Here is a 23230-nt window from a genome sequence, read left to right on the forward strand (position 1 = left end):
AATGGAGCCGACCGCTGTTCAGTGTCGTTCACGGTTGTTCAATGTCAAACCCGCGAGTGTTCAGTTGTTCAACGCTTGTGTTCACTTGTGAACCTGTACCTTGACCGGGCTGCCGGGCAGGGCGCGGGCCAGACGGGTGCGGCGTAACTGGCACGAAACTGGCTGTATTCGGCAGACAACAATCACAAGAAGGCCACGCCATGTCCCTGGTGCTGGAACAGGTCAGCCGCAGCGTCGACAACCAGGCCTGGATCGTCGATGCCTCGCTGCGCTTCGAACCCGGCTCGTTCAATGTACTGCTGGGCCGCACCCTGGCCGGCAAGACCAGCCTGATGCGCCTGATGGCCGGGCTCGACCGCCCGGACCGTGGGCGGGTGCTGATGAATGGCCAGGACGTGACCGGCGTGCCGGTGCGCCAGCGCAACGTGTCGATGGTGTATCAGCAGTTCATCAACTACCCCACCCTCAGCGTGTACGAGAACATCGCCTCGCCGCTGCGCCAGGCACGCATGGCCGAACCGGAGATCCGCCGGCGGGTGCAGGAAACCGCCGAGATGCTGCGCATCGAAGCCTACCTGCAACGCCTGCCGCTGGAGCTGTCCGGTGGCCAGCAGCAACGCACGGCGATGGCCCGGGCGCTGGTCAAGGATGCCTCGCTGATCCTCTTCGACGAGCCGCTGGTCAACCTCGATTACAAGCTGCGCGAGGGCCTGCGCCAGGAGCTGCGCGAGCTGTTCGCGGCGCGCCACTGCATTGCCGTGTATGCCACCACCGAGCCCAACGAAGCGTTGGCGCTGGGCGGCACCACGACGCTCGTGCACGAAGGCCGGATCGTCCAGAGTGGCCCTACCGCCGAGGTATACCAGCGCCCCGGCAGCGTGCTGGCCGCCGAGCTGTTTTCCGAACCGCCGATCAACCTGGTGCCCGGTCGTATCAGTGGCAACGAGGTGAGCCTGGCCCAGGCCGTGCACTTTGCCCGCAATGCCGACCTGCAGCCGCTTGCCGAAGGCGATTACCGCTTTGGCGTGCGGCCCAGCCACATCAGCCTGGTGCCGGCCCACGACGATGACCTGGAGCTGGCCGTGCTGGTCGAGCTTGCCGAGATCAGTGGCTCGGAGACCTTCCTGCATGTGCGCAACGACCACTGGCGCATGACCCTGCATTTGCCAGGGGTACACGAATACCAGGTGGACACGCCGATCCGCGTGTTCATTCCCACCCACAAGCTGTTCGTGTTCGACAGTGCCGGGGCGCTGGTGCAGGCCCCCGGGCTGCGCCAGGCAAGGAGAGGGTGATGGCCGAAATCCGTCTGCGCCAACTGGCGCACAGCTACAGCCGCCAGCCCGCCAGCGAGGCGGACTATGCCCTGCACGCACTGGAACATGTGTGGGAGCAGGGCGGTGCCTATGCCTTGCTGGGGCCGTCGGGCTGTGGCAAGTCGACCTTGCTCAATATTATTTCCGGGCTGTTGACGCCGTCCCATGGCGAGGTGCTGTTCGACGGCAAGCCGGTCAACCAGTTGCCGCCGCAGGCGCGCAACATCGCCCAGGTGTTCCAGTTTCCAGTGGTGTACGACACCCTGTCGGTGTACGACAACCTGGCGTTCCCCCTGCGCAACCAGGGCCTCGACGAAGCCCGCGTGCGTGCCCGGGTCGAGGAGATTGCCGAGGTGCTCGACCTGACCGCGGCGTTGCGCAAGAAGGCCCGCAACCTCAGTGCCGACGAAAAGCAGAAAGTCTCCATGGGCCGTGGCCTGGTGCGCGACGATGTGTCGGCGATCCTGTTCGACGAGCCGTTGACGGTGATCGACCCGCACCTGAAGTGGAAGCTGCGGCGCAAGCTCAAGCAGATCCACGAGCAGTTCAACATCACCATGATCTACGTCACCCACGACCAGCTGGAAGCCTCGACCTTCGCCGACAAGATCGCAGTGATGCACGGCGGGCGCATCGTCCAGTTCGGCACCCCGCGCGAGCTGTTCGAGCGGCCGCGGCACACCTTCGTCGGCTATTTCATCGGCAGCCCCGGAATGAACCTGATCGAGGTGCGTGCCGAGGCGGGCGGGGTGAGTTTCGGCGATATCCACCTGCCACTGCCGGATGGCTTGCGTGAGCGTCTGGCGGCGACGGCAGGCGGGCGCCTGCAGGTCGGCATCCGCCCCGAATTCGTGCAGCTGTGGGACAGCCCGTTCGAGGATGCCTACCCGGCACGGGTGCTGGACGTCGAGGACCTGGGCACCTACCGCATCGTCACCCTCGAGCTGGGCGGCGTCGCGCTCAAGGCACGCCAGGGCGAGGACCGCCCAGTGCCTGTGGCCCAGGCCTGGGTCAGCCTGCCGGCGCAGTGGCTGATGCTGTATCTAGACGATGTGCTGCTGGAGGTGGCGCCATGAACAAGGTGCCCAACAACAAGGCCTGGTGGCTGGTGCTGCCGGTGTTCCTGCTGGTCGCATTCAGTGCCGTGGTGCCGATGATGACCGTGGTCAACTACTCGGTGCAGGACATTTTCGACCAGTCCAACCGTTACTTCGTCGGCGCCGACTGGTACCGCCAGGTGCTGCGCGACCCGGCGCTGCATGACGCGCTGCTGCGCCAGTTCATCTATTCCGCCTGCGTGCTGCTGATCGAGATCCCGCTGGGCATTGCCATCGCCCTGACCATGCCGACCAGGGGGCGCATGGCGTCGGTGTGCCTGATCGTCATGGCGATCCCGTTGCTGATCCCGTGGAACGTGGTCGGCACCATCTGGCAGATCTTCGGCCGTGCCGACATCGGCCTGCTCGGCGCCACCCTGGCCAGGCTGGGGGTCAGCTACAACTACGCCGGCGACCCGTTCGACGCCTGGCTCACCGTGCTGGTGATGGACGTCTGGCACTGGACCTCGCTGGTCGCGCTGCTGTGCTATTCGGGCCTGCGCGCCATCCCCGATGTGTATTACCAGGCCGCGCGCATTGACCGCGCCTCGGGCTGGGCGGTGTTTCGCCATATCCAGTTGCCGAAGCTGAAGAACGTGTTGCTGATCGCGGTGATGCTGCGCTTCATGGACAGCTTCATGATCTACACCGAGCCCTTCGTGCTGACCGGTGGCGGGCCCGGCAACGCGACCACCTTCCTCAGCCAGACCCTCACGCGCATGGCCGTGGGCCAGTTCGACCTGGGCCCGGCGGCGGCGTTTTCGCTGGTTTACTTCCTGATCATCCTGCTGGTGTCGTGGCTGTTCTACACAGCCATGACCCATGCCGACAAGGACTAGGCCATGAGCACACGCAAATCGCTGGCCCTGCTGCTGTACTTCTTCTTCCTGCTGGTGCCGATCTACTGGCTGCTGAACATGTCGTTCAAGAGCAATACCGAGATCCTCGGTAGCCTGACCCTGTGGCCGCAGGCATTCACCCTCGACAACTATCGGGTGATCTTCACCGATGCCAGCTGGTACAGCGGTTATATCAACTCGCTGTACTACGTGTGCCTGAACACACTGATTTCGCTGCTGGTGGCGCTGCCGGCGGCGTACGCCTTCTCGCGCTACCGCTTCCTCGGCGACCGGCACCTGTTCTTCTGGCTGCTGACCAACCGCATGGCGCCGCCGGCGGTGTTCCTCCTGCCGTTCTTCCAGCTGTATTCGTCGATTGGCCTGTTCGACACCCATATTGCCGTGGCCCTGGCTCACTGCCTGTTCAACGTGCCGCTGGCGGTGTGGATCCTGGAGGGCTTCATGTCGGGTGTGCCGAAGGAAATCGACGAAACGGCTTACATCGACGGGTACAGTTTCCCACGCTTCTTTATGAAGATCTTTATTCCACTGATCGGCTCCGGCATCGGCGTCACGGCGTTCTTCTGCTTCATGTTTTCCTGGGTCGAACTGCTGCTGGCGCGCACGCTGACCTCGGTGAATGCCAAGCCGATCGCCGCGGTGATGACCCGTACGGTGTCGGCCTCGGGTATCGACTGGGGGGTGCTGGCAGCGGCGGGGGTATTGACCATCCTGCCCGGCATGCTGGTGATCTGGTTCGTGCGCAACCATGTGGCCAAGGGTTTTGCCCTGGGCCGGGTCTGAGGAGGGTAGGGCATGGAATGGATGGCCTGGACCTTGCCGACGGCGTTGTTCTTCGCCGCCGTGGGTGTGCTGCTGCTGGGCATGACCTTGCTCGAGCTGCGCCGGCCTTGTGTGGAGCGACGCGGCTTTCTACCGCTGGTGACCAGCCGTGGCGACCGCTTGTTCATCGGCCTGCTGGCCAGCGCCTACCTGCATCTGCTGGTGGTTGGCGTCAGCGAGTGGCCATTGTGGGTAGCCTCGCTGCTGTCTCTGGTGTGGCTGCTGGTGGTGCTGCGCTGGGGCTGAGCGAACGGCCCTGTGGAATAACTGAAACGGGAGATCACAATGTTCGACAACAAGTACAACAGGCGACATTTGACCCTGGCCGCATTGCTGGTGCTGGCCGGCGCGCAGGGCACAGCCTGGGCCGACCAGTACGAGGACGCGGCGAAGAAATGGATCGGCAGCGAGTTCAAGCCGTCGACCCTCACTCCTGAACAGCAACTGGCCGAACTCAAGTGGTTCATCAAGGCAGCTGAGCCGTTCCGTGGGATGAAGATCAATGTCGTGTCCGAAACCATCACTACCCATGAGTACGAGTCCAAGGTACTGGCCAAGGCCTTCAGTGAAATCACCGGTATCCAGCTGACCCACGACCTGCTGCAGGAAGGCGACGTGGTGGAAAAGCTGCAGACACAGATGCAGTCGGACAAGAACATCTATGATGGCTGGGTCAACGATTCCGACCTGATCGGTACGCACTTTCGCTATGGCAAGGTGGAATCGATCACCGACCTGATGGCCAACGAGGGCAAGGACTACACCTCGCCGACCCTCGACCTGAAGGACTTCATCGGCATTTCCTTCACCACCGCACCTGATGGCAAGGTCTACCAGTTGCCCGACCAGCAGTTTGCCAACCTGTACTGGTTCCGTGCCGACTGGTTCGAACGGCCCGAGCTGAAGGCCAGGTTCAAGGACAAGTACGGTTACGAGCTGGGTGTGCCGGTGAACTGGTCGGCCTACGAGGACATTGCCCGGTTCTTCACCGAAGACGTCAAGGAAATCGACGGCAAGCGCGTCTATGGCCACATGGACTATGGCAAGAAAGACCCGTCGCTGGGCTGGCGCTTCACCGACGCCTGGTTCTCCATGGCCGGTGGCGGCGACAAGGGCCTGCCCAACGGCCTGCCGGTGGATGAATGGGGCATTCGCGTGGAGGACTGCCACCCGGTGGGTTCCAGCGTGACCCGTGGTGGTGACACCAACGGCCCGGCTGCGGTCTATGCCACGCAGAAGTACGTCGACTGGATGCGCGCCTATGCGCCCAAGGAAGCCCAGGGCATGACTTTCTCCGAAGCAGGCCCGGTGCCCGCCCAGGGCAACATCGCCCAGCAGATCTTCTGGTACACCGCGTTCACTGCCGACATGACCAAGCCCGGCCTGCCGGTGGTCAACGCCGATGGCACGCCGAAATGGCGCATGGCGCCATCACCGAAGGGGCCGTACTGGGAGGAGGGGATGAAGCTGGGCTACCAGGACACCGGTTCGTGGACCTTCTTCAAGTCCACCCCGGAGAAGCAACGGCTGGCGGCCTGGCTGTACGCCCAGTTCGTCACCTCCAAGAGCGTATCGCTGAAAAAGACCATCGTCGGCCTCACGCCGATTCGTGAATCGGACATCAACTCCCAGGCGATGACTGACTTGGCGCCCAAGCTGGGCGGGCTGGTGGAGTTCTATCGCAGCCCGGCGCGGGTGCAGTGGACCCCGACCGGCACCAACGTGCCGGATTATCCGCGCCTGGCGCAGCTGTGGTGGAGCCATATCGCCGAGGTGGCGAGCGGCGAGAAAACCCCGCAGGAAGCCCTGGATGGGCTGGCCCGCGACCAGGACCGGATGATGGAGCGTCTGCAACGGTCCAATGCCCAGGCCACCTGCGCGCCGAAGCTGAACCCGGAGCGGGATGCGCAGTACTGGTTCGACCAGCCTGGCGCACCGAAACCGAAACTGGCCAACGAGAAGCCCAAGGGCGAGACGGTCAGCTACAGCGAACTGCTCAAGTCTTGGGAGGCGGGCAGGAAGTGATCGGCTGAGGATTTGGGTTGATGCGTGAATCGAGCGCCGCCCGCGCGGCGCTCGATCTCATAGGCGCTAAACCTCCCACGCCAGGCAAAAAAAAACGGCACCTGCCAGAGGTGCCGTTTTCATTTCACGCGGTATTACTTGTGCAGCTCTTCCGCCGCATACAGCGTGTTCTCCAGCAGACATGCCCGGGTCATCGGCCCGACGCCACCCGGCACCGGGGTGATCCAGCCCGCGCGCGGCAGGGCGGTCTCGTAGACCACGTCGCCGACCAGCTTGCCATCGTCCTGACGGTTGATACCGACGTCGATGACGATGGCACCTTGCTTGATCCATTCGCCCTTGACCAGGCCCGGCTTGCCGGCAGCCACGACCACCAGGTCGGCACGCCCGACATGGCCGGCCAGGTCCTTGGTGAAACGGTGGCAGACGGTCACGGTGCAGCCGGCCAGCAGCAGTTCCATGGCCATCGGGCGGCCGACGATGTTGGATGCGCCGACGATGACCGCGTTCATGCCGTACAGGTCCTGGCCGGTGCTTTCCAGCAGGGTCATGATGCCCTTCGGCGTGCACGGGCGCAGCAGCGGGATGCGCTGGGCCAGGCGGCCGATGTTGTACGGGTGGAAACCGTCCACGTCCTTGTCCGGGCGAATGCGCTCGAGCAGCAGCGAGGCGTCCAGGTGCGCCGGCAGTGGCAGTTGCAGGAGGATGCCATCGACGGCCGGGTCGTCATTGAGGCGGTCGATCAGCTCGGTCAGGGCCTGCTGCGTGGTGTCGCTGGGCAGGTCGAACGCCTGCGAAATGAAACCGACCTCTTCGCAGTCCTTGCGCTTGTGCGAGACATAGACTTGGGAGGCGGGGTCGGTGCCGACCAGGATCACTGCCAGGCCGGGTGTACGCAGGCCTTGCTGGCGACGCTCCACGACACGTTGAGCGATCTGCTGGCGCAGGCTGGCGGCGATCGCCTTGCCATCGATTAGGTGTGCAGTCATAGACGCGTGATTAACCATCGAGAAGGAAACAATTAAAGAGGGCGCATTCTCGCACGACACGGGCCAAGGGCAAAGGCGGGTGGTCGGGCAAATCCCCTAAGCCCTTAAATAATTTAAATTTTTTTGAGAAAGGTGTTGACGACATTCAGGCTCGCCTATAAGATTCGCCGCACTTGTCGGGCACAGCCTAGCACTGGTTGGCGAAGTCGGGCAGAATGAGTGGTTTGACAGTTACCTGTTAATGTCTCGTTCGGTTAGGCTTCAAGCTTAAGCGCCCGTAGCTCAGCTGGATAGAGCATCCGCCTTCTAAGCGGATGGTCGCAGGTTCGAGTCCTGCCGGGTGCGCCATTAGGCATCTTTGGCAAGCAAGTGGTTGTAATGCAATATGGTGGGCGTAGCTCAGTTGGTAGAGCGCTGGATTGTGATTCCAGTTGTCGTGGGTTCGATTCCCATCGTCCACCCCATATTCTTCAAAGGCGCCGCGATAGCATCTGGCGCCTTTGTTTTAAGCGTTACGCGGACGTGGTGAAATTGGTAGACACACTGGATTTAGGTTCCAGCGGCGCAAGCTGTAAGAGTTCGAGTCTCTTCGTCCGCACCATGCTTCTGTAAGGTTGTACCGCAAGACCGCAATATGGTGGGCGTAGCTCAGTTGGTAGAGCGCTGGATTGTGATTCCAGTTGTCGTGGGTTCGATTCCCATCGTCCACCCCATATTTTTCGAAGGCGCCTTGGTCGTGAGACCGGGCGCCTTTGTTGTTTTTGGGGTGTATGCCTTGGAGGTTGTGGTGCCTGTGAGATCGGGCGCCACAAGGCGCAAGCCATGAACTTCGCAGCCATAACTCGATCCACCTTGCAATCCTCTGGTGGCACCCCAATAAAAGCTGTTAGATTTCAGCCGGTTGAAACACCGGCCCAGCTGGTCGGCAGAGGAACAACCTGATGATCGCAAAAGAAGCCCGCCAGGCCCTGGCGCTGCAACGCTTCGCTGAAGCCAACCCGCAGTTGCTGGAGGAAATCCGCGAACTGGATGCGCGCGAGCAGGCCCAGCAGATCGAATGGGCTTTCGAAGATGCAGCCGAGGAGCAGGGCATCCAGCCCTGGGAGCTGGCCCTGCAACTGATCGCCGAAACCCCGGAGCAGCTGCAGGCCATGCGCCTGGAGACGCACCGCGAGGTGGCTGAAGCGCTGCGGATGGAATGGGAAGAGTACTGCCAGTTCAACGAGATCGATCCTGAATAAAGGAAGCGAATTCGTTGCGGCAGTTGTTTGACAAGGTATTTCGGCTGTTGGGCGCCCAAGGCGCCGCGCAGTCCTTTTTGAAGCAGGCCCTGCGGCATGCCGTAGGGGCCTTGAAAGCTAATCGACCGGCGTGGCTTCCCGTCGTCCCGGGTGGGGTGACTTCTGCTGCGCGACTCACTAGAATGCTTGCCCTTGATTCTGGAGTCGGGCTAACGCCGGCTAACGTCTGTGCAACGAGGAATATCCATGCAAGTTTCTGTTGAAAACACTTCCGCTCTCGAGCGCCGCATGACCATCGCCGTTCCGGCCGAGCGCGTCGAGAACGAAGTCAACAAGCGTCTGCAACAGACTGCCAAGCGCGCCAAGGTTGCCGGCTTCCGCCCAGGCAAGGTGCCGATGAGCGTGATCCGTCAGCGCTTCGAGGCCGATGCTCGTCAAGAGGCTTTCGGTGACCTGGTCCAGGCTTCCTTCTATGAAGCCATCGTCGAGCAGAAGCTGAACCCGGCTGGCGCCCCTGCGGTAGAGCCGAAGTCCTTCGAGAAGGGCAAGGACCTGGAGTTCGTCGCCACCTTCGAAGTGTTCCCTGAGTTCACCGTTGCCGGCCTCGAGTCGATCAGCGTCGAGCGCCTGAGCGCCGAAGTGGCTGACGCCGACCTGGACAACATGCTGGAAGTGCTGCGCAAGCAGAACACCCGTTTCGAGGCCGTCGAGCGCGCTGCGCAGAAAGACGACCAGGTCAACATCGACTTCGTCGGCAAGGTCGACGGTGAAGTGTTCGCTGGCGGTTCGGCCAAGGGGACCCAGCTGGTCCTGGGCTCCGGCCGCATGATCCCGGGCTTCGAAGACGGCCTGGTTGGCGCCAAGGCGGGTGAAGAGCGCGTTGTCAACGTGACCTTCCCCGAGGACTACCAGAACCTGGACCTGGCTGGCAAGGCCGCCGAGTTCACCATCACCGTCAACAGCGTTGCTGCCCCGGTGCTGCCAGAACTGAACGAAGCATTCTTCGCCCAGTTCGGCATCAAGGAAACCACCCTTGAAGGCTTCCGCGCCGAAGTTCGCAAGAACATGGAGCGTGAGCTGCGCCAGGCCATCAAGGCCAAGGTGAAGAACCAGGTCATGGACGGTCTGCTGGCCGCCAACCCGATCGAAGTGCCGAAAGCCCTGCTGGAAAACGAAGTCAACCGTCTGCGCGTGCAGGCTGTTCAGCAGTTCGGTGGCAACATCAAGCCTGAGCAACTGCCGGCCGAGCTGTTCGAAGAGCAAGCCAAGCGTCGCGTGGTCCTGGGCCTGATCGTCGCCGAAGTGGTCAAGCAGTTCGAACTGAAGCCGGACGAAGGCAAGGTTCGCGAAATGATCGAGGAAATGGCTTCGGCCTACCAGGAGCCTGAGCAGGTCATCGCCTGGTACTACAAGAACGACCAGCAACTGAACGAAGTCCGTTCGGTTGTGCTGGAAGAACAAGTTGTAGATACTGTTCTGCAGAAAGCGACTGTGACCGACAAGTCGGTCTCGTACGAAGATGCCGTTAAGCCAGCACAGGCCCCTGCCGCCGCTGAGTAACAGGCTTCTCTCGTAGGAAACCCCCACAAGCCAGCCTTCGAGCTGGCTTGTGCGTATTCAAGCCATGACTATTTGGGAGTGAGCGCAGGACATGTCCCGCAATTCTTATATTCAGCAGAGCTCTGACATCCAGGCCGCAGGCGGCCTGGTCCCGATGGTTATCGAGCAGTCCGCCCGTGGCGAACGCGCTTACGACATCTACTCGCGCCTGTTGAAGGAGCGTGTGATCTTCCTGGTTGGCCCGGTAGAGGACTACATGGCCAACCTCGTCGTGGCGCAACTGCTGTTCCTGGAAGCAGAAAACCCGGACAAGGATATCCATCTGTACATCAACTCGCCGGGCGGTTCCGTCACCGCCGGCATGTCGATCTACGACACCATGCAGTTCATCAAGCCGGACGTCTCGACCATCTGCATCGGCCAGGCCTGCAGCATGGGCGCCTTCCTGCTGGCCGCAGGTGCCAAGGGCAAGCGTCACTGCCTGCCGAACTCGCGCGTGATGATCCACCAGCCGCTGGGCGGCTTCCAGGGTCAGGCCACCGATATCGAGATCCACGCCCAGGAAATCCTCAATATCAAGGCCCGTCTGAACGAGCTGCTGGCCTATCACACCGGCCAGGACCTCGAGACCATCAAGCGTGATACCGAACGTGACAACTTCATGAGCGCCTCGCGCGCGGCCGAGTACGGCCTGATCGACTCGGTCTACGACAAGCGGCAACTGGCCTCCTGAACCGGGGTGCCAGAGCAGGTAGGCGCGGAAAGCGCCTACCTGCGGACTTGAAAAAGCCCGCAATTGCCTTCATCTTGTGTTGCAAGCCTACCGGATTGGATCGATCGAATGACTGACACCCGTAACGGCGAGGACAGCGGCAAATTGCTCTATTGCTCCTTCTGCGGCAAAAGCCAGCACGAAGTGCGCAAATTGATTGCCGGGCCCTCGGTATTTATCTGCGACGAGTGCGTCGACCTGTGCAATGACATCATCCGTGAGGAGGTGCAGGAAGCCCAGGCCGAAAGCAGCGCGCACAAATTACCTTCGCCGAAAGAAATCAGCGGCATCCTGGACCAGTACGTGATTGGTCAGGAGCGCGCGAAAAAGGTGCTGGCCGTAGCGGTGTACAACCACTACAAGCGCCTGAACCAGCGTGACAAGAAGGGTGACGAAGTCGAGCTCGGCAAGAGCAACATCCTGCTCATCGGGCCGACCGGCTCGGGCAAGACCCTGCTCGCCGAAACCCTTGCACGCCTGTTGAACGTGCCGTTCACCATTGCTGACGCCACCACCCTGACCGAAGCTGGTTACGTGGGTGAGGACGTCGAGAACATCATCCAGAAGCTGTTGCAGAAGTGCGACTACGACGTGGAAAAGGCCCAGATGGGCATCGTCTACATCGACGAGATCGACAAGATCTCGCGCAAGTCGGACAACCCGTCCATCACCCGTGATGTTTCGGGCGAGGGCGTGCAGCAGGCACTGCTGAAGCTGATCGAAGGCACCGTGGCCTCGGTACCGCCGCAGGGCGGCCGCAAGCACCCGCAACAGGAATTCCTGCAGGTTGATACCCGCAACATCCTGTTCATCTGCGGTGGCGCCTTCTCGGGCCTGGAAAAGGTCATCCAGAACCGCTCCACCAAGGGTGGCATCGGTTTTGGCGCCGAAGTGCGCAGCAAGGAAGAGGGCAAGAAGGTTGGCGAGTCGCTGCGTGAGGTCGAGCCGGACGATCTGGTCAAGTTTGGCCTGATCCCGGAATTCGTCGGCCGTCTGCCGGTGCTGGCGACCCTCGACGAGCTGGATGAAGCTGCGCTGATGCAGATCCTCACCGAGCCGAAGAACGCCCTGACCAAGCAGTATGCCAAGCTGTTCGAGATGGAAAGCGTCGACCTCGAGTTCCGCAGCGATGCGCTCAAGGCCGTTGCGCGCAAGGCCCTGGAGCGCAAGACCGGCGCCCGTGGCCTGCGTTCGATCCTCGAAGGCGTGCTGCTCGACACCATGTACGAGATTCCTTCGAAGAAGGATGTCAGCAAGGTGGTGATCGACGAGAGCGTCATCGAGGGTACTTCGCAGCCGCTGATGATCTACGAAAACAGCGAGCCGCAAGCCAAGGCTGCGCCGGACGCCTGATCCAGGCGATGGCTGCTGACGCTTGCAAGCAAGGAGGGGGCCTACGGGCCCCTTTCTGCTTTTCCTGCGCTAGCGCTTGTAATTTCCCAGGCGTGCCCCCACATTAGGTCCAAGCATCATTTCCACCGTTTTCCGGCCACAAGGCCGCTGTAGAGGCGAAATCATGAAGACCACCCTCGACTTGCCTCTTTTGCCATTGCGCGATGTCGTTGTTTACCCGCACATGGTCATCCCGCTGTTCGTGGGGCGCGAAAAGTCCATCGAAGCCCTTGAGGCGGCGATGACGGGCGAAAAGCAGATCCTGCTGCTGGCCCAGAAAAACCCGGCCGACGATGACCCGGGCGAAGACGCGCTGTATCGCGTCGGTACGGTTGCCACCGTGCTGCAGCTGCTGAAACTGCCCGATGGCACCGTCAAGGTGCTGGTCGAGGGCGAGCAGCGTGGTGCTGTCGAGCGCTTCAGCGAAGTGGAAGGGCACATCCGCGCCGAGGTTTCCCTGATCGACGAAGCCGATGCCGCCGAGCGCGAATCGGAAGTCTTCGTGCGCACCCTGCTGTCGCAGTTCGAACAGTACGTGCAGCTGGGCAAGAAAGTGCCCGCCGAGGTGCTGTCGTCGCTGAACAGCATCGAAGAGCCTGGGCGCCTGGTCGACACCATGGCCGCGCACATGGCCCTGAAGATCGAGCAGAAGCAGGAAATTCTCGAAATCGTCGACCTGCCAACCCGCGTCGAGCATGTACTGGCGCTGCTGGATGCGGAAATCGACCTGCTGCAGGTCGAGAAGCGCATTCGCGGTCGGGTCAAGAAACAGATGGAGCGCAGCCAGCGCGAGTACTACCTGAATGAGCAGATGAAGGCCATTCAGAAGGAACTCGGCGATGGCGACGAAGGCCACAACGAAGTCGAAGAGCTGAAAAAGCGCATCGAAGCCGCTGGCCTGCCCAAGGATGCCCTGGCCAAGGCCCAGGCCGAGCTGAACAAGCTCAAGCAGATGTCGCCGATGTCGGCCGAGGCCACGGTGGTCCGCTCCTACCTCGACTGGCTGGTGCAGGTGCCGTGGAAGGCCCAGAGCAAAGTGCGCCTGGACCTGGCCAAGGCCGAGGAGATCCTCGATGCCGACCATTATGGCCTGGAAGAGGTCAAGGACCGCATTCTCGAGTACCTTGCCGTGCAGAAGCGCGTCAAGAAGATCCGTGGCCCGGTACTGTGCCTGGTCGGCCCGCCTGGCGTCGGCAAGACCTCGCTGGCCGAGTCGATCGCTGCGGCCACCAACCGCAAGTTCGTGCGCATGGCCCTGGGCGGGGTGCGCGACGAGGCCGAGATCCGTGGTCACCGCCGTACCTACATCGGCTCCATGCCCGGTCGCCTGATCCAGAAGATGACCAAGGTGGGAGTGCGCAACCCGCTGTTCCTGCTGGATGAAATCGACAAGATGGGCAGCGACATGCGTGGCGATCCGGCCTCGGCACTGCTCGAAGTGCTCGACCCCGAGCAGAACCACAATTTCAACGACCATTACCTGGAGGTCGACTACGACCTGTCGGACGTGATGTTCCTGTGCACCTCGAACTCGATGAACATTCCGCCGGCGCTGCTCGACCGGATGGAAGTCATCCGCCTGCCGGGCTATACCGAGGACGAGAAGATCAACATTGCGGTCAAGTACCTGGTGCCCAAGCAGGTCAAGGCCAACGGCCTGAAGAAGGAAGAGCTGGAAGTCGACATCTCGGCGATCCGCGACATCATCCGCTACTACACCCGCGAAGCAGGTGTACGTGGCCTCGAGCGGCAGATCGCCAAGGTCTGCCGCAAGGTGGTCAAGGAACATACCGGGCAGAAGCAGGTCAAGGTCAAGGTGGCCAGCGAGCAACTGGAGCACCTGCTGGGTGTGCGCAAGTTCCGCTATGGCCTGGCCGAGCAGCAGGACCAGATCGGCCAGGTCACCGGCCTGGCCTGGACCCAGGTGGGTGGCGAACTGCTGACCATCGAAGCCGTGGTCATCCCCGGCAAGGGCCAGTTGATCAAGACCGGTTCGCTGGGCGATGTCATGGTCGAATCGATCACTGCCGCCCAGACCGTGGTGCGCAGCCGGGCGCGCAGCCTGGGGATCGCCGCCGACTTCCACGAGAAGCACGACGTGCACATCCACATGCCTGAAGGCGCCACGCCGAAGGACGGCCCGAGCGCTGGTATCGGCATGTGCACCGCACTGGTCTCGGCACTGACGCAGATTCCGGTGCGTGCCGATGTCGCCATGACCGGTGAAATTACCTTGCGTGGCCAGGTGCTGGCGATTGGCGGGCTGAAGGAAAAACTGCTGGCGGCACACCGTGGTGGTATCAAGACGGTGATCATTCCCGAGGAGAATGTTCGCGATCTGAAGGAGATTCCGGAAAATATCAAACAGGATCTGCAGATCAAACCGGTCAAATGGATTGACGAAGTCCTGCAAATTGCGCTGCAATACGCCCCGGAGCCCTTGCCAGATGTGGCTCCGGAGATTGTCGCGAAAGATGAAAAGCGCGACGGCGATGCTAAGGAAAGAATCAGCACGCACTAGTAGTTTCTGGCTGGGGGGCGTTCCTTGACAGTTTTTTCGGGGCCTTGCTATAAAGCGGCACGCTAGTGTCATCAGGCCACCCAGCGCACGTTTCATAAGCTTTTCATTACATACTTAGAAACAAACTCAATTGAGAAATAAGGGGACTTAGAGTGAACAAGTCGGAACTGATTGACGCTATCGCCGCATCTGCTGACATCCCGAAAGCTGTAGCCGGCCGTGCGCTGGACGCAGTCATCGAATCCGTCACCGGCGCCCTGAAGCAAGGTGACGATGTGGTACTGGTTGGCTTCGGTACCTTCTCGGTCAAGGAGCGCGCTGAGCGCACCGGCCGCAACCCGCAAACCGGTAAGGCAATCAAGATCGAAGCCGCCAAGGTTCCAGGTTTCAAGGCTGGCAAAGGCCTGAAAGACGCCGTCAACTAAGTCGTCTCTTTCAGCCGGACCCGGCCTGGCCAGGTCCGAGCACGCTGATGGCGGGGGCGCAAACGTTCCCGCCTGACACGTTTGCTAAGAAAAGGCGCATCCTCGGATGCGCCTTTCTTTTATCAGGTTTCTACCCACGCTCCGCGGTTGTCGACGCAGTGGTACAGCCGTTTCTGGGGGACGCATGCTGCAAAATATCAGGGACAATTCACAAGGTTGGATTGCCAAGACCATCATCGGCCTTATCGTCGTGTTGATGGCGTTGACCGGCTTCGAAGCCATTTTCCAGGCCGCTACTCACAGCCAGGACGCCGCCAAGGTGAATGGCCAGACCATCAGCCAGAACGAGTTGAGCCAGGCGGCCGACATGCAGCGCCGCCAGCTGATGCAACAGCTGGGCAAGGATTTCGACCCGGCGTTGCTGGATGACAAGTTGCTGCGTGAAGAGGCACTCAAGGGCCTGATCAGCCGCAAGCTGCTGTTGCAAGGCGCCGAAGACGCCAGGTTCGCCTTCTCCGAGGCGGCGCTGGACCAGGTCATCCTGCAGACACCGGAATTCCAGGTTGACGGCAAGTTCAGCGCCGACCGCTTCGACCAGGTCATCCGCCAGATGGGCTACGGCCGCATGCAGTTCCGCGACATGCTGGCCGAGGAAATGCTCATCGGCCAGCTGCGCACCGGCCTTGCCGGCAGCAGCTTCGTCACCGACCAGCAGGTCGATGCCTTTGCCCGCCTGGAGAAGCAGACCCGTGACTTCGCCTCCCTGACCTTCAAGGCCGACCCGGCTGCGGTCAAGGTCAGCGACGAAGAAGTCAAGGCGCACTACGACCAGCACGCCAAGGAGTTCATGTCGCCTGACCAGGTGGTGATCGACTACGTCGAGCTGAAGAAGTCGGCGTTCTTCGACCAGGTCAAGGTGACCGACGAAGAACTCAAGGCCCAGTACGAGAAGGAAATCGCCAACCTCGCCGAGCAGCGTCACGCTGCGCACATCCTGATCGAGGTCAACGACAAGGTCACCGACGCCCAGGCCAAGGCCCGTGCCGAAGAGATCGCGCAACGTCTGGCCAAGGGTGAGGATTTTGCCGCACTGGCCAAGGAATTCTCCCAGGACCCAGGTTCGGCCGGCAGCGGTGGTGACCTTGGTTTCGCCGGCCCGGGTGTTTATGACCCGGCGTTCGAGGATGCCCTGTACAAATTGCAGGATGGCCAGGTTTCCGCGCCGGTGCGTACCCAGTTCGGCTATCACCTGATCAAGCTGCTGGGCGTGCAGGCACCGGAAGTACCGAGCTTTGCCAGCCTCAAGGACAAGCTGACCCGGGACCTGAAGATTCCCTTGGTCGAGCAGCGTTACGTCGATGCCAGCAAACAGTTGCAGGATGCCGCCTACGAGGCTTCCGACCTGGCCCAGCCGGCCCAGGACCTGAACCTGAAGGTGCACACCTCTGCAGCCTTCGGTCGTGAGGGCGGCGAAGGCATCACTGCCAACCGTTCGGTGGTGCAGGCTGCGTTCTCCGAAGAAGTGCTGGATGAGGGTGCCAACAGCACCGCCATCGAACTCGACCCGGAAACCACCGTGGTCCTGCGCGTCAAGGAGCACCGCAAGCCGGAGCAACTGCCGCTGGAAGCTGTGGCCAACAACATTCGCGAACACCTGGCCAAAGAGAAGGCCACTGCCGAACTCAAGGCCAAGGCTGACAAGCTGATTGCCGGCCTGCGTGACGGTTCCATCAGCACGGCTAGCGTGCACGAAGGGCAGGGCTGGAAAGCCTACGAGGCGGTCACCCGCGGCGAGGACGGAATCGACCCGGCCGAGCTGCAGGCGCTGTTCCGCCTGGCCAAGCCGCAGTCCAAGGACAAGCCGGTGTATGGCAGCGTGGTGCTGCGTGACGGCAGCCTGGTCGTACTGCAGCTCAAGGGCGTCAACGAAGGCGCTACCGCTACCGACGAAGAGAAGCAGCAGATTCGCCGCTACCTCGCGTCGCGTGCCGGCCAGCAGGACTTTGCGGCCTACCGCAAGCAGCTGGAAGCCAAGGCAGACATCACCCGCTACTAAGGTGATGGAAGCATGAACGAACAGGCCGCCCAGTGCGGCCTGTTCTGTTTCCGCCGCCTGTTCCGGCCTAGCGCTTCACCCCTTCATGATTATCCAGCGTATCCCGCGCAATCTCTCGCCCCAGGGCAATCAGCTCAGGCGCCTTGTAGAACTCGAAAAACCGGCATACCCGCTTGGGCACGTTGATCAGCACATCCGGTGGATAGCCGGCGATCTTGTATTGCGCCAACGACGTCTGCATCACCTCGAAGCTCTGGTTGATCAGGTCCAGCAGCGAAGCGGGCCCCACGTTGTCGATGATGAACGAGCCGGTCGCCGACTTTGGCGCGCCCTCGCGTTCCGGGGCCGCTGCCGGCTGCTGGCCTTCCGGGTCGGCGGCATCGGCCAGCCACGGGTTGGGCGGTGCGAGCCCTTCGGCGACGATTTCCTGCTCGATGCGAATCAGCTCTTCTGCCGGCTTGCGCCGGAACGGCAGGCGTGACCCCAGCGAGCTGAGCAATGCATCAAAGCGCATCCTGAAGGCCGCTGGCCGTTCTATCACCGGCAACTGGTACTGTTTCTGGTTGGTGGCGTTGAGGTTGACCGCAATGATCAGGTCGCAGTGGCTGGACACCACCGGCACGATCGGCAACGGGTTGAGGATGCCACCGTCGACCAGCATGCGGTTGCCTTGCATCACCGGTGTGAACAGGCTGGGGATAGCCGCCGAGGCACGCATGGCCTGGTGCAGGCAGCCTTCCTGGAACCAGATTTCCTGCTGGTTGGTAAGGTCGGCTGCCACGGCCGTATAAGGGATGCGCAATTGCTCGATGTTGATTTCACCGACGATCTTGCGGATCTGCCCGAACACCTTGTCGCCGCGAATTGCGCCGAGGCGAAAGCTGACGTCGACCAGGCGCAGCACGTCCAGGTAGTCGAGGCTTTCGATCCAGTTCTTGTATTCGTCCAGCTTGCCAGCCGCGTAGATGCCGCCGATCACGGCGCCCATCGAACAGCCGGCAATGCAGGCGATGTCGTAGCCGCGGCGCTCGATTTCCTCGATCACACCGATGTGTGCATACCCCCGGGCTCCGCCCGATCCCAATACCAGCGCCACGCGTTTGCTCATGAACATCCCCCGGCCCGTGCAAGCATGGTTCTACAATGCACCCATCGTTGCCTGTGCTTCAATGTAGATCGCACTGGGCTACTGTAATTGAACTGGCCATGCAAAGCTGGCCCGGGAACGGCACTTTTGAGCCTTTGAGGCGTCGAACGGCCACTGTTTTTTTCCATTGAGGTATTTATCGATGAAAGCCTGGATCTGCCTTCCACTGATTGCCCTGGCCCTCGCTGGCTGTGCGGGCAAGACGGCCTATCGCGAAAGTTGCGCGAGCCAACTGGATGCCGCCTGGAAGGAACTGGACCTGGCCAAGGCCGAAGGCTTCGCCGGTGCCGTGAGCTATTCCAAAGCCTTGTCGCTGCTGACCGGAGCCAAGACCCAGCAGCAGTTCGAAGGCTATGAAAGCTGCACTCGCAAAGCCGAAAAGGCGCGCTTCTACATTCGTGAGTCGCGCGCCGGGCGCTGATCAGGGAGCATCGTTGAATGCCTGCCATGCTCGATCATGTAGTGGCCCAGGTACTGGCCTTGCAGGTGCGTCTGCTGGCCTGCCGCGAACGCCTGGCTGCCGACACCGACAGCGAGGCCCTGCACGACCTGCGCACCACGCTGCGGCGTCTGCGCAGCCTGCTGCGGCCCTTGCGCGGGTTACCCGGGGTCGAGCAGCTGGAGGATGCCGCCAGGGCGCTGGGGGCACTGACGACGCCGCTGCGTGACCGCGAGGTACTGGCGGCCGAACTGATCGGGCGTGGTATTACCGAGGCCGGGCAACGCCGCGTGGAAGGGCGTGACAGGACATTTGCCAGCGTCGCTGACAGCCCGCAACTGGCGCGGGTGCTGGCGATCGTCGACGCGTTTCCGCTGTTCCTGCGTGCGGCCGACCGCGAAGGCCTGACCAGGTCGCTGGAAAAGCGGATCGACAAACGCCTGGTCAAACAGTGGCGAAAACTGCGCCAGGCCCTGCAGGACCCGTCCCACGATCGCCACCGCCTGCGCTTGCTGATCAAGCGCGCGCGTTACGGCGACGAGGCCTACCCGCAGCTCGACCATGCGGGCAACACGCTGCGGCGCCTGCTGAAGCAGGCCCAGGGCGACCTGGGTGACTGGCATGACCGTCTGCAATGGCTGTTGCAGGCGCGCGAGCAGGCCGATCTGGCGCCTTGCAAAGCCGCCTGGGAGCAGGAGCTGCACGAAGCAGAGCGCCAGTCGGATGTGACCCTGGATGCCCTGCAGCGGGCGCTGGCGCGGCGAAAGCCCGAACAATGACCGATATGCGGGCTGATCGCCAAGGGCTTGCTGGCTAGGATGGGCAGACCTTTTCGCGGCATGCAGGAGCCAGCCTATGAACTTCAATCAATTGCTCGACGCCGTGCGGGCCAGCCCCGATGCGGTCAGTATCCCGCCGAGCTGGGCCCAGGGCCGCGCCGTGTTTGGCGGGCTGATGGCGGCCCTGGTGTATGAGACCATGCGCCGGAAAATCACCGATGGTCGCCCTGTGCGGTCGCTGGCTATCAGTTTTGTTGCACCGGCGGCAGCGGATGTGCCAATCCGCTTCGAGGCCGAGGTGCTGCGCGAAGGCAAGGCGGTCAGTACCTTGCTGGGGCGTGCCGTTCAGGACGGCCAGGTGGTGACCCTGGTGCAGGGCAATTTCGGTACCGGACGGCCGTCTGTGGTCGATGTGCCGGCGTTGCCGGCCATGGACATGAAAGCGCTCGAGGATTCGGCCCCCGAGTTGCCGCATATCAAAGGCATTACCCCTGATTTCATGCAGCACGTGGCCCTGCGCTGGGCGGTCGGTGGCCTTCCGTTCAGTGGCAACCCTTCACGCCATATGGGCGGCTGGGTGCGTTTGCGTGGGGTGGCTGAAGCTCCGCTCAGCGAGGCGCACCTGCTGGCGTTGGTCGATGCCTGGCCGCCAAGCCTGATGCCGTTCCTCAGGCAGCCCGCTGCGGGCAGCACCCTGACCTGGACCATTGAATTCGTCCAGCCCACACCGCAGTTGTCGACCCTCGACTGGTGCCGTTATTGCGTGGAAACCGAATATGCGCGCGATGGTTACGGGCATGCCGCCGCGACACTGTGGACAGCACAGGGCGAGCTGCTGGCATTGAGCCGCCAGACTGTGACGGTGTTCGCCTAGCCAGATTTCGGCCGCCGCAGGCCTGCGGCCTGGTCGCAACCGATCACTGACGGTGTTTGTGTCGCTCGCGCCAGGCCTTCCACCAGGCGCCGCTGAGCACGAAGCGTGGAAAGGTGATGAACTGCTCGGTGAGCAGGCGCTGTACGGCGTCCTTGCGGCCCGCGAACGGTTCCGGCTGTTCCGCCTCCAGCCGATGGCCCTGGCGTTGCAGGCCCAGGCCGGCGATCAAGGCGATGATACCGACGGCAAGCTGGCCGAGGTCCAGGCTGAACAGCCCGGACAGGACCAGCAGCGCGCCAAGGATGAATAACGGTACGGCGATCAGGTGCAGTACCAGGTTGGTCGGGTGGCGGTGGTTCTGGTGGTAGCCGCGCCATTGCCAGGCGTGCAGGTTGGGCAGACGTTTGCTCATGGGCATTTCCTCTCGCTATGCCCAAAGCTTAGTGCGGCCCCCGAGCGGGGGCCAATCGAGGCTGGCTATGGTGACTATAGCTTGAGCTGGCCAATCGCCTTGTTCAGCTCGCCGGCCAGCGTCGCCAGTTCGCTGCTGGTGGTCGCCGAGCCGACCGTCTGCTGCACGGTCTGCTCGGTGACATCGCGGATGCTCACCACCGCACGGTTCATTTCTTCTGCCACCTGGCTTTGCTGCTCGGCGGCCACGGCGATCTGCGTGTTGCTTTCGCGCATCTGTGCCACGGCCCCGGTAATCTCGGCCAATGCTGCACCGGCCTCCCTGGCCTGCCTGACACAGTCGTCGGCCTTGTACGAGCTCTCCTGCATGAATTCCACTGCGTCGCGAGTGCCTGACTGCAGGGCCGAGACCATGGTGGTGATCTCGTCGGTGGACGTCTGCACGCGCTTGGCCAGGTTGCGCACTTCATCGGCCACCACGGCGAAGCCACGCCCAAGGTCGCCGGCGCGCGCGGCTTCGATGGCGGCGTTCAAAGCCAGCAGGTTGGTTTGCTCGGCGATGCTGTGGATCACGTTGACCACGCCGTTGATCTTCTGGCTGTCCTCAGCAAGCTGGCGAATCATCTCGGCTGTCTGTTGCACGCCGCTGGACAGCCCGGAAATCGAATCCTGCACCCGGCTGACCACCTCCTGGCCGCTACCGGCCAGGCTGTCAGCGGTTTGTGACAGGTCGCGGGTGGCGCCGGCATGCTGGGCAATGTGGTGCACCGTCGCCGACATTTCGTTGATGGCAGTAGCCGCCTGGTCGGTCTCGCTCTGCTGGCCAAGCATGCCGTGGCGGACGTCGCTCATGCTGGCCGCCAGGCGCGCGGCACCGGAGTCCAGCTGAGCGGCGGTGTGAGCGACGGTGCTGACCACCCGGTGGTAAGTGGCCTGCATGGCATTGAAGGCCCCGGCCATCTGGCCGACCTCGTCGCCACAGGCCAATGGTACGCGGGCTGCCAGGTCGCCGGTTTTTTCTACGTGCAGCATCACGTCCTTGAGGGTGTTGAGCTGGCTGAGCAGGAAGCGGATCAGCAGTTGCGAGGCGCCCAGCATGGCCAGCATGAGGATCAGCACGCACACCGCATAGTTGCTGAAACGGTCGAAGAACACCTGGCGCAGGCTTGGCGATTGGGCCAGCACCGCCACTTGTTGAGTGCCGCTGCGCAGCACCTGCGCGCCGCGCAACGGGTTGTCGCCGAGGAGCCAGGCGCTTGGCAGTTCGACCCAGCCCTGGGCATTGCGCAGGCCATCGAGGGGCTCGCCGGCGAAGCTGGGCGTTTGCCCCGCTGGCCAGCTGATGACGTTGGCCGCGCGCGGCAGCGGCTGACCTGCTGGCCAGGCAGCCAGCAATTGCGCTTGCGCGGCGGCCTGCGCCTGCGCGGCTTCGGCGCGGGCGCGCTGCTCGAGATGCACGGCATACAGCACCAGCAGCAAGGTCGTGACAAAGGCCACCGCGTTGACGGCCCAGAACTTGTACTTCAGGGAAACATTGCTAAGCCAGGCACCCATGGGCAGGTCTTCTCTGAGTTGAGCGGAAACAATATTGGCAAGGTGCCATCATTGTGCCTGCATCCGCCTGACCGGGTGTTGATGTGTATCAAGAAAAATCTGGCGCCCCATTGCGTCAGCTCTGAATCTGGAAAAACGCTCGCGCCGTCGCCGTGGTATGCGCGGCCGTATGCTCGGCCGACTCCCCTCGATGCAAGGCCACCTCGCGCAGCACCTCTGGCAGGAACGCCGGCTCGTTGCGCCCGTTCTTGGGCTTGGGTCGCAGGCTGCGCGGCAGCAGGTAAGGTGCATCGCTCTCCAGCATCAATCGCCCCTCGGCAATGTTGCCCACCAGCGGATGCAGGTGGGTGCCGCGGCGCTCGTCGCAGATCCAGCCGGTGATGCCGATATGCAGGTCCATGTCCAGGTAGGCGAACAGCGCATCACGTTCGCCGGTGAAGCAGTGCACCACCGCGCCGGTCAGGTGGTCACGGTAGCCCTTGAGAATGGCCAGCAAACGGTCGCTGGCATCGCGCTCATGCAGGAACACTGGCAGGTGCAGCTCGGCAGCCAGTGCCAGCTGTGCTTCCAGGGCTTTTTCCTGCTGCGGGCGAGGGGAGAAGTCGCGGTTGAAATCCAGGCCACATTCGCCCACCGCGCGTATCCGCGGTTCAGCCAGCAATTGGCGCAAGCGGTGCTCGCTGGCGGCATCCCAGGCCTTGGCATCATGCGGGTGCACACCCGCCGTGGCGAACAGGTGCGCAGCGCTCGGATCCAGCTGCTGGCACAGTTCCAGCGCCTGCTCGCTGACTGCCAGGCTGGTGCCGGTCAGCACCATCTGCGTGACGCCGGCTTCGAGGGCGCGCTCGACGACGGCGGCCTGCTGGTCGTGGAAACTGCTGTTGGTCAGGTTGACGCCGATATCGATCAGTTGCATGGTGCTACCTCGTGCCGCGGGGCGGCCAGCATAG

At 62.4% G+C, this 23230-nt stretch carries 21 protein-coding genes and 4 tRNA genes; 20 read left to right on the forward strand and 5 right to left on the reverse strand.

The genetic code is table 11. From position 1 onward, the window contains the following. Positions 1–200 precede the first annotated feature (200 nt). Genes ACLEJP_RS23365 through ACLEJP_RS23390 form a run of 6 tightly spaced genes read left to right on the forward strand, consistent with a single transcriptional unit; the run spans position 201 to position 6120 of the window. The gene (locus ACLEJP_RS23365; protein WP_440810353.1) at positions 201–1295 is read left to right on the forward strand and encodes an ABC transporter ATP-binding protein; all 1095 of its coding nucleotides are present in this window, start codon (positions 201–203) and stop codon (positions 1293–1295) included. Further along, positions 1295–2392 carry an ABC transporter ATP-binding protein gene (locus ACLEJP_RS23370; RefSeq protein ID WP_440810355.1) on the forward strand — a complete coding sequence of 366 codons (1098 nt, stop codon included), beginning with the start codon at positions 1295–1297 and terminating at the stop codon, positions 2390–2392. Before ACLEJP_RS23365 ends, ACLEJP_RS23370 begins: the two co-directional genes overlap by 1 nt. After that, positions 2389–3252: a carbohydrate ABC transporter permease gene (locus tag ACLEJP_RS23375; protein ID WP_440810357.1), complete on the forward strand. Its 864-nt coding sequence runs from the start codon at positions 2389–2391 to the stop codon at positions 3250–3252. The genes ACLEJP_RS23370 and ACLEJP_RS23375 overlap by 4 nt, the downstream gene beginning before the upstream one ends. Before the next feature lie 3 nt (positions 3253–3255). Continuing rightward, on the forward strand, positions 3256–4056 hold the full coding sequence (locus tag ACLEJP_RS23380; RefSeq protein WP_296234880.1) for a carbohydrate ABC transporter permease: 801 nt from the start codon (positions 3256–3258) through the stop codon (positions 4054–4056). A gap of 12 nt (positions 4057–4068) precedes the next feature. Then, positions 4069–4341: a DUF2160 domain-containing protein gene (locus ACLEJP_RS23385; RefSeq protein ID WP_440810360.1), complete on the forward strand. Its 273-nt coding sequence runs from the start codon at positions 4069–4071 to the stop codon at positions 4339–4341. A gap of 39 nt (positions 4342–4380) precedes the next feature. Continuing rightward, positions 4381–6120 (forward strand): ABC transporter substrate-binding protein, encoded by a 1740-nt coding sequence (locus tag ACLEJP_RS23390; RefSeq protein WP_440810362.1) that lies wholly within the window; start codon positions 4381–4383, stop codon positions 6118–6120. Between the two features lie 134 nt (positions 6121–6254). Here the strand turns inward: ACLEJP_RS23390 and folD are convergent, their stop codons facing one another. After that, entirely contained in the window at positions 6255–7109 is an 855-nt protein-coding gene (gene folD, locus ACLEJP_RS23395) for a bifunctional methylenetetrahydrofolate dehydrogenase/methenyltetrahydrofolate cyclohydrolase FolD (protein ID WP_296234884.1), read from the reverse strand. Between the two features lie 271 nt (positions 7110–7380). Between folD and ACLEJP_RS23400 the strand changes: the two genes are divergently transcribed. The 11 genes from ACLEJP_RS23400 (at position 7381) to ACLEJP_RS23450 (ending at position 17076) form a co-directional block, all read left to right on the forward strand. After that, positions 7381–7457, forward strand: a tRNA-Arg gene (locus ACLEJP_RS23400). A gap of 40 nt (positions 7458–7497) precedes the next feature. Further along, positions 7498–7573 (forward strand) — tRNA-His (locus tag ACLEJP_RS23405). 52 nt (positions 7574–7625) lie between these two features. Continuing rightward, positions 7626–7710: transfer RNA gene (locus tag ACLEJP_RS23410), tRNA-Leu, on the forward strand. Between the two features lie 36 nt (positions 7711–7746). Continuing rightward, positions 7747–7822: transfer RNA gene (locus ACLEJP_RS23415), tRNA-His, on the forward strand. Positions 7823–8050: 228 nt separating this feature from the next. Next, positions 8051–8350 (forward strand): DUF6388 family protein, encoded by a 300-nt coding sequence (locus tag ACLEJP_RS23420; protein ID WP_440810365.1) that lies wholly within the window; start codon positions 8051–8053, stop codon positions 8348–8350. A gap of 246 nt (positions 8351–8596) precedes the next feature. Continuing rightward, positions 8597–9910, forward strand: a complete 1314-nt coding sequence (tig, locus tag ACLEJP_RS23425) for a trigger factor (protein ID WP_440810367.1) — start codon at positions 8597–8599, stop codon at positions 9908–9910. A gap of 91 nt (positions 9911–10001) precedes the next feature. Next, on the forward strand, positions 10002–10643 hold the full coding sequence (clpP, locus tag ACLEJP_RS23430) for an ATP-dependent Clp endopeptidase proteolytic subunit ClpP (RefSeq protein WP_003259400.1): 642 nt from the start codon (positions 10002–10004) through the stop codon (positions 10641–10643). A 108-nt stretch (positions 10644–10751) separates the two neighbouring features. After that, complete coding sequence (gene clpX / locus ACLEJP_RS23435) at positions 10752–12035, forward strand: ATP-dependent Clp protease ATP-binding subunit ClpX (RefSeq protein ID WP_003250242.1); 1284 nt, start codon at positions 10752–10754, stop codon at positions 12033–12035. Between the two features lie 163 nt (positions 12036–12198). Continuing rightward, positions 12199–14595, forward strand: coding sequence for an endopeptidase La (gene lon, locus ACLEJP_RS23440; RefSeq protein ID WP_440810369.1), 2397 nt, complete (start codon positions 12199–12201; stop codon positions 14593–14595). A gap of 152 nt (positions 14596–14747) precedes the next feature. Next, positions 14748–15020 (forward strand): nucleoid-associated protein HU-beta, encoded by a 273-nt coding sequence (gene hupB / locus ACLEJP_RS23445; protein WP_003250246.1) that lies wholly within the window; start codon positions 14748–14750, stop codon positions 15018–15020. Between the two features lie 184 nt (positions 15021–15204). After that, positions 15205–17076, forward strand: coding sequence for a SurA N-terminal domain-containing protein (locus tag ACLEJP_RS23450; protein ID WP_440810371.1), 1872 nt, complete (start codon positions 15205–15207; stop codon positions 17074–17076). 67 nt (positions 17077–17143) lie between these two features. Here the strand turns inward: ACLEJP_RS23450 and ACLEJP_RS23455 are convergent, their stop codons facing one another. Then, positions 17144–18184 (reverse strand): patatin-like phospholipase family protein, encoded by a 1041-nt coding sequence (locus ACLEJP_RS23455; RefSeq protein ID WP_289132593.1) that lies wholly within the window; start codon positions 18182–18184, stop codon positions 17144–17146. A gap of 181 nt (positions 18185–18365) precedes the next feature. On the opposite strand from ACLEJP_RS23455, the gene ACLEJP_RS23460 reads away from it, so the two are divergent. The 3 genes from ACLEJP_RS23460 to ACLEJP_RS23470 all read left to right on the forward strand — a co-directional run bounded on the left by ACLEJP_RS23460 (position 18366) and on the right by ACLEJP_RS23470 (position 20315). Continuing rightward, positions 18366–18644: a hypothetical protein gene (locus ACLEJP_RS23460; RefSeq protein WP_225777155.1), complete on the forward strand. Its 279-nt coding sequence runs from the start codon at positions 18366–18368 to the stop codon at positions 18642–18644. Positions 18645–18661: 17 nt separating this feature from the next. Continuing rightward, positions 18662–19441: a CHAD domain-containing protein gene (locus tag ACLEJP_RS23465; RefSeq protein WP_440810374.1), complete on the forward strand. Its 780-nt coding sequence runs from the start codon at positions 18662–18664 to the stop codon at positions 19439–19441. Positions 19442–19517: 76 nt separating this feature from the next. Next, positions 19518–20315, forward strand: coding sequence for an acyl-CoA thioesterase (locus tag ACLEJP_RS23470; RefSeq protein ID WP_440810376.1), 798 nt, complete (start codon positions 19518–19520; stop codon positions 20313–20315). Positions 20316–20358: 43 nt separating this feature from the next. Here the strand turns inward: ACLEJP_RS23470 and ACLEJP_RS23475 are convergent, their stop codons facing one another. The 3 genes from ACLEJP_RS23475 to ACLEJP_RS23485 all read right to left on the reverse strand — a co-directional run bounded on the left by ACLEJP_RS23475 (position 20359) and on the right by ACLEJP_RS23485 (position 23196). Beyond that, on the reverse strand, positions 20359–20727 hold the full coding sequence (locus ACLEJP_RS23475) for an Mpo1-like protein (protein ID WP_440810378.1): 369 nt from the start codon (positions 20725–20727) through the stop codon (positions 20359–20361). A 74-nt stretch (positions 20728–20801) separates the two neighbouring features. After that, positions 20802–22280 (reverse strand): methyl-accepting chemotaxis protein, encoded by a 1479-nt coding sequence (locus ACLEJP_RS23480; RefSeq protein ID WP_440810380.1) that lies wholly within the window; start codon positions 22278–22280, stop codon positions 20802–20804. Between the two features lie 115 nt (positions 22281–22395). Further along, positions 22396–23196, reverse strand: coding sequence for a TatD family hydrolase (locus ACLEJP_RS23485; protein WP_440810382.1), 801 nt, complete (start codon positions 23194–23196; stop codon positions 22396–22398). Between the last annotated feature and the right edge of the window lie 34 nt (positions 23197–23230).

Origin of the sequence: Pseudomonas sp. SMV7, assembly GCF_052041995.1 — a bacterium.
In the GTDB taxonomy this organism is placed as follows: Bacteria; Pseudomonadota; Gammaproteobacteria; order Pseudomonadales; family Pseudomonadaceae; genus Aquipseudomonas.

Bases quoted from the DNA above. Each gene is read 5' to 3' on its own strand.
- clpX (WP_003250242.1), top strand. From the start codon at position 10,752: ATGACTGACACCCGTAACGGCGAGGACAGCGGCAAATTGCTCTATTGC.
- clpP (WP_003259400.1), top strand. From the start codon at position 10,002: ATGTCCCGCAATTCTTATATTCAGCAGAGCTCTGACATCCAGGCCGCA.
- ACLEJP_RS23450 (WP_440810371.1), top strand. From the start codon at position 15,205: ATGCTGCAAAATATCAGGGACAATTCACAAGGTTGGATTGCCAAGACC.
- ACLEJP_RS23455 (WP_289132593.1), bottom strand. From the start codon at position 18,184: ATGAGCAAACGCGTGGCGCTGGTATTGGGATCGGGCGGAGCCCGGGGG.
- ACLEJP_RS23460 (WP_225777155.1), top strand. From the start codon at position 18,366: ATGAAAGCCTGGATCTGCCTTCCACTGATTGCCCTGGCCCTCGCTGGC.
- folD (WP_296234884.1), bottom strand. From the start codon at position 7,109: ATGACTGCACACCTAATCGATGGCAAGGCGATCGCCGCCAGCCTGCGC.
- ACLEJP_RS23380 (WP_296234880.1), top strand. From the start codon at position 3,256: ATGAGCACACGCAAATCGCTGGCCCTGCTGCTGTACTTCTTCTTCCTG.
- ACLEJP_RS23420 (WP_440810365.1), top strand. From the start codon at position 8,051: ATGATCGCAAAAGAAGCCCGCCAGGCCCTGGCGCTGCAACGCTTCGCT.
- ACLEJP_RS23480 (WP_440810380.1), bottom strand. From the start codon at position 22,280: ATGGGTGCCTGGCTTAGCAATGTTTCCCTGAAGTACAAGTTCTGGGCC.
- ACLEJP_RS23375 (WP_440810357.1), top strand. From the start codon at position 2,389: ATGAACAAGGTGCCCAACAACAAGGCCTGGTGGCTGGTGCTGCCGGTG.
- ACLEJP_RS23390 (WP_440810362.1), top strand. From the start codon at position 4,381: ATGTTCGACAACAAGTACAACAGGCGACATTTGACCCTGGCCGCATTG.
- ACLEJP_RS23370 (WP_440810355.1), top strand. From the start codon at position 1,295: ATGGCCGAAATCCGTCTGCGCCAACTGGCGCACAGCTACAGCCGCCAG.
- tig (WP_440810367.1), top strand. From the start codon at position 8,597: ATGCAAGTTTCTGTTGAAAACACTTCCGCTCTCGAGCGCCGCATGACC.
- ACLEJP_RS23470 (WP_440810376.1), top strand. From the start codon at position 19,518: ATGAACTTCAATCAATTGCTCGACGCCGTGCGGGCCAGCCCCGATGCG.
- ACLEJP_RS23465 (WP_440810374.1), top strand. From the start codon at position 18,662: ATGCCTGCCATGCTCGATCATGTAGTGGCCCAGGTACTGGCCTTGCAG.
- ACLEJP_RS23485 (WP_440810382.1), bottom strand. From the start codon at position 23,196: ATGCAACTGATCGATATCGGCGTCAACCTGACCAACAGCAGTTTCCAC.
- ACLEJP_RS23365 (WP_440810353.1), top strand. From the start codon at position 201: ATGTCCCTGGTGCTGGAACAGGTCAGCCGCAGCGTCGACAACCAGGCC.
- ACLEJP_RS23475 (WP_440810378.1), bottom strand. From the start codon at position 20,727: ATGAGCAAACGTCTGCCCAACCTGCACGCCTGGCAATGGCGCGGCTAC.
- ACLEJP_RS23385 (WP_440810360.1), top strand. From the start codon at position 4,069: ATGGAATGGATGGCCTGGACCTTGCCGACGGCGTTGTTCTTCGCCGCC.
- lon (WP_440810369.1), top strand. From the start codon at position 12,199: ATGAAGACCACCCTCGACTTGCCTCTTTTGCCATTGCGCGATGTCGTT.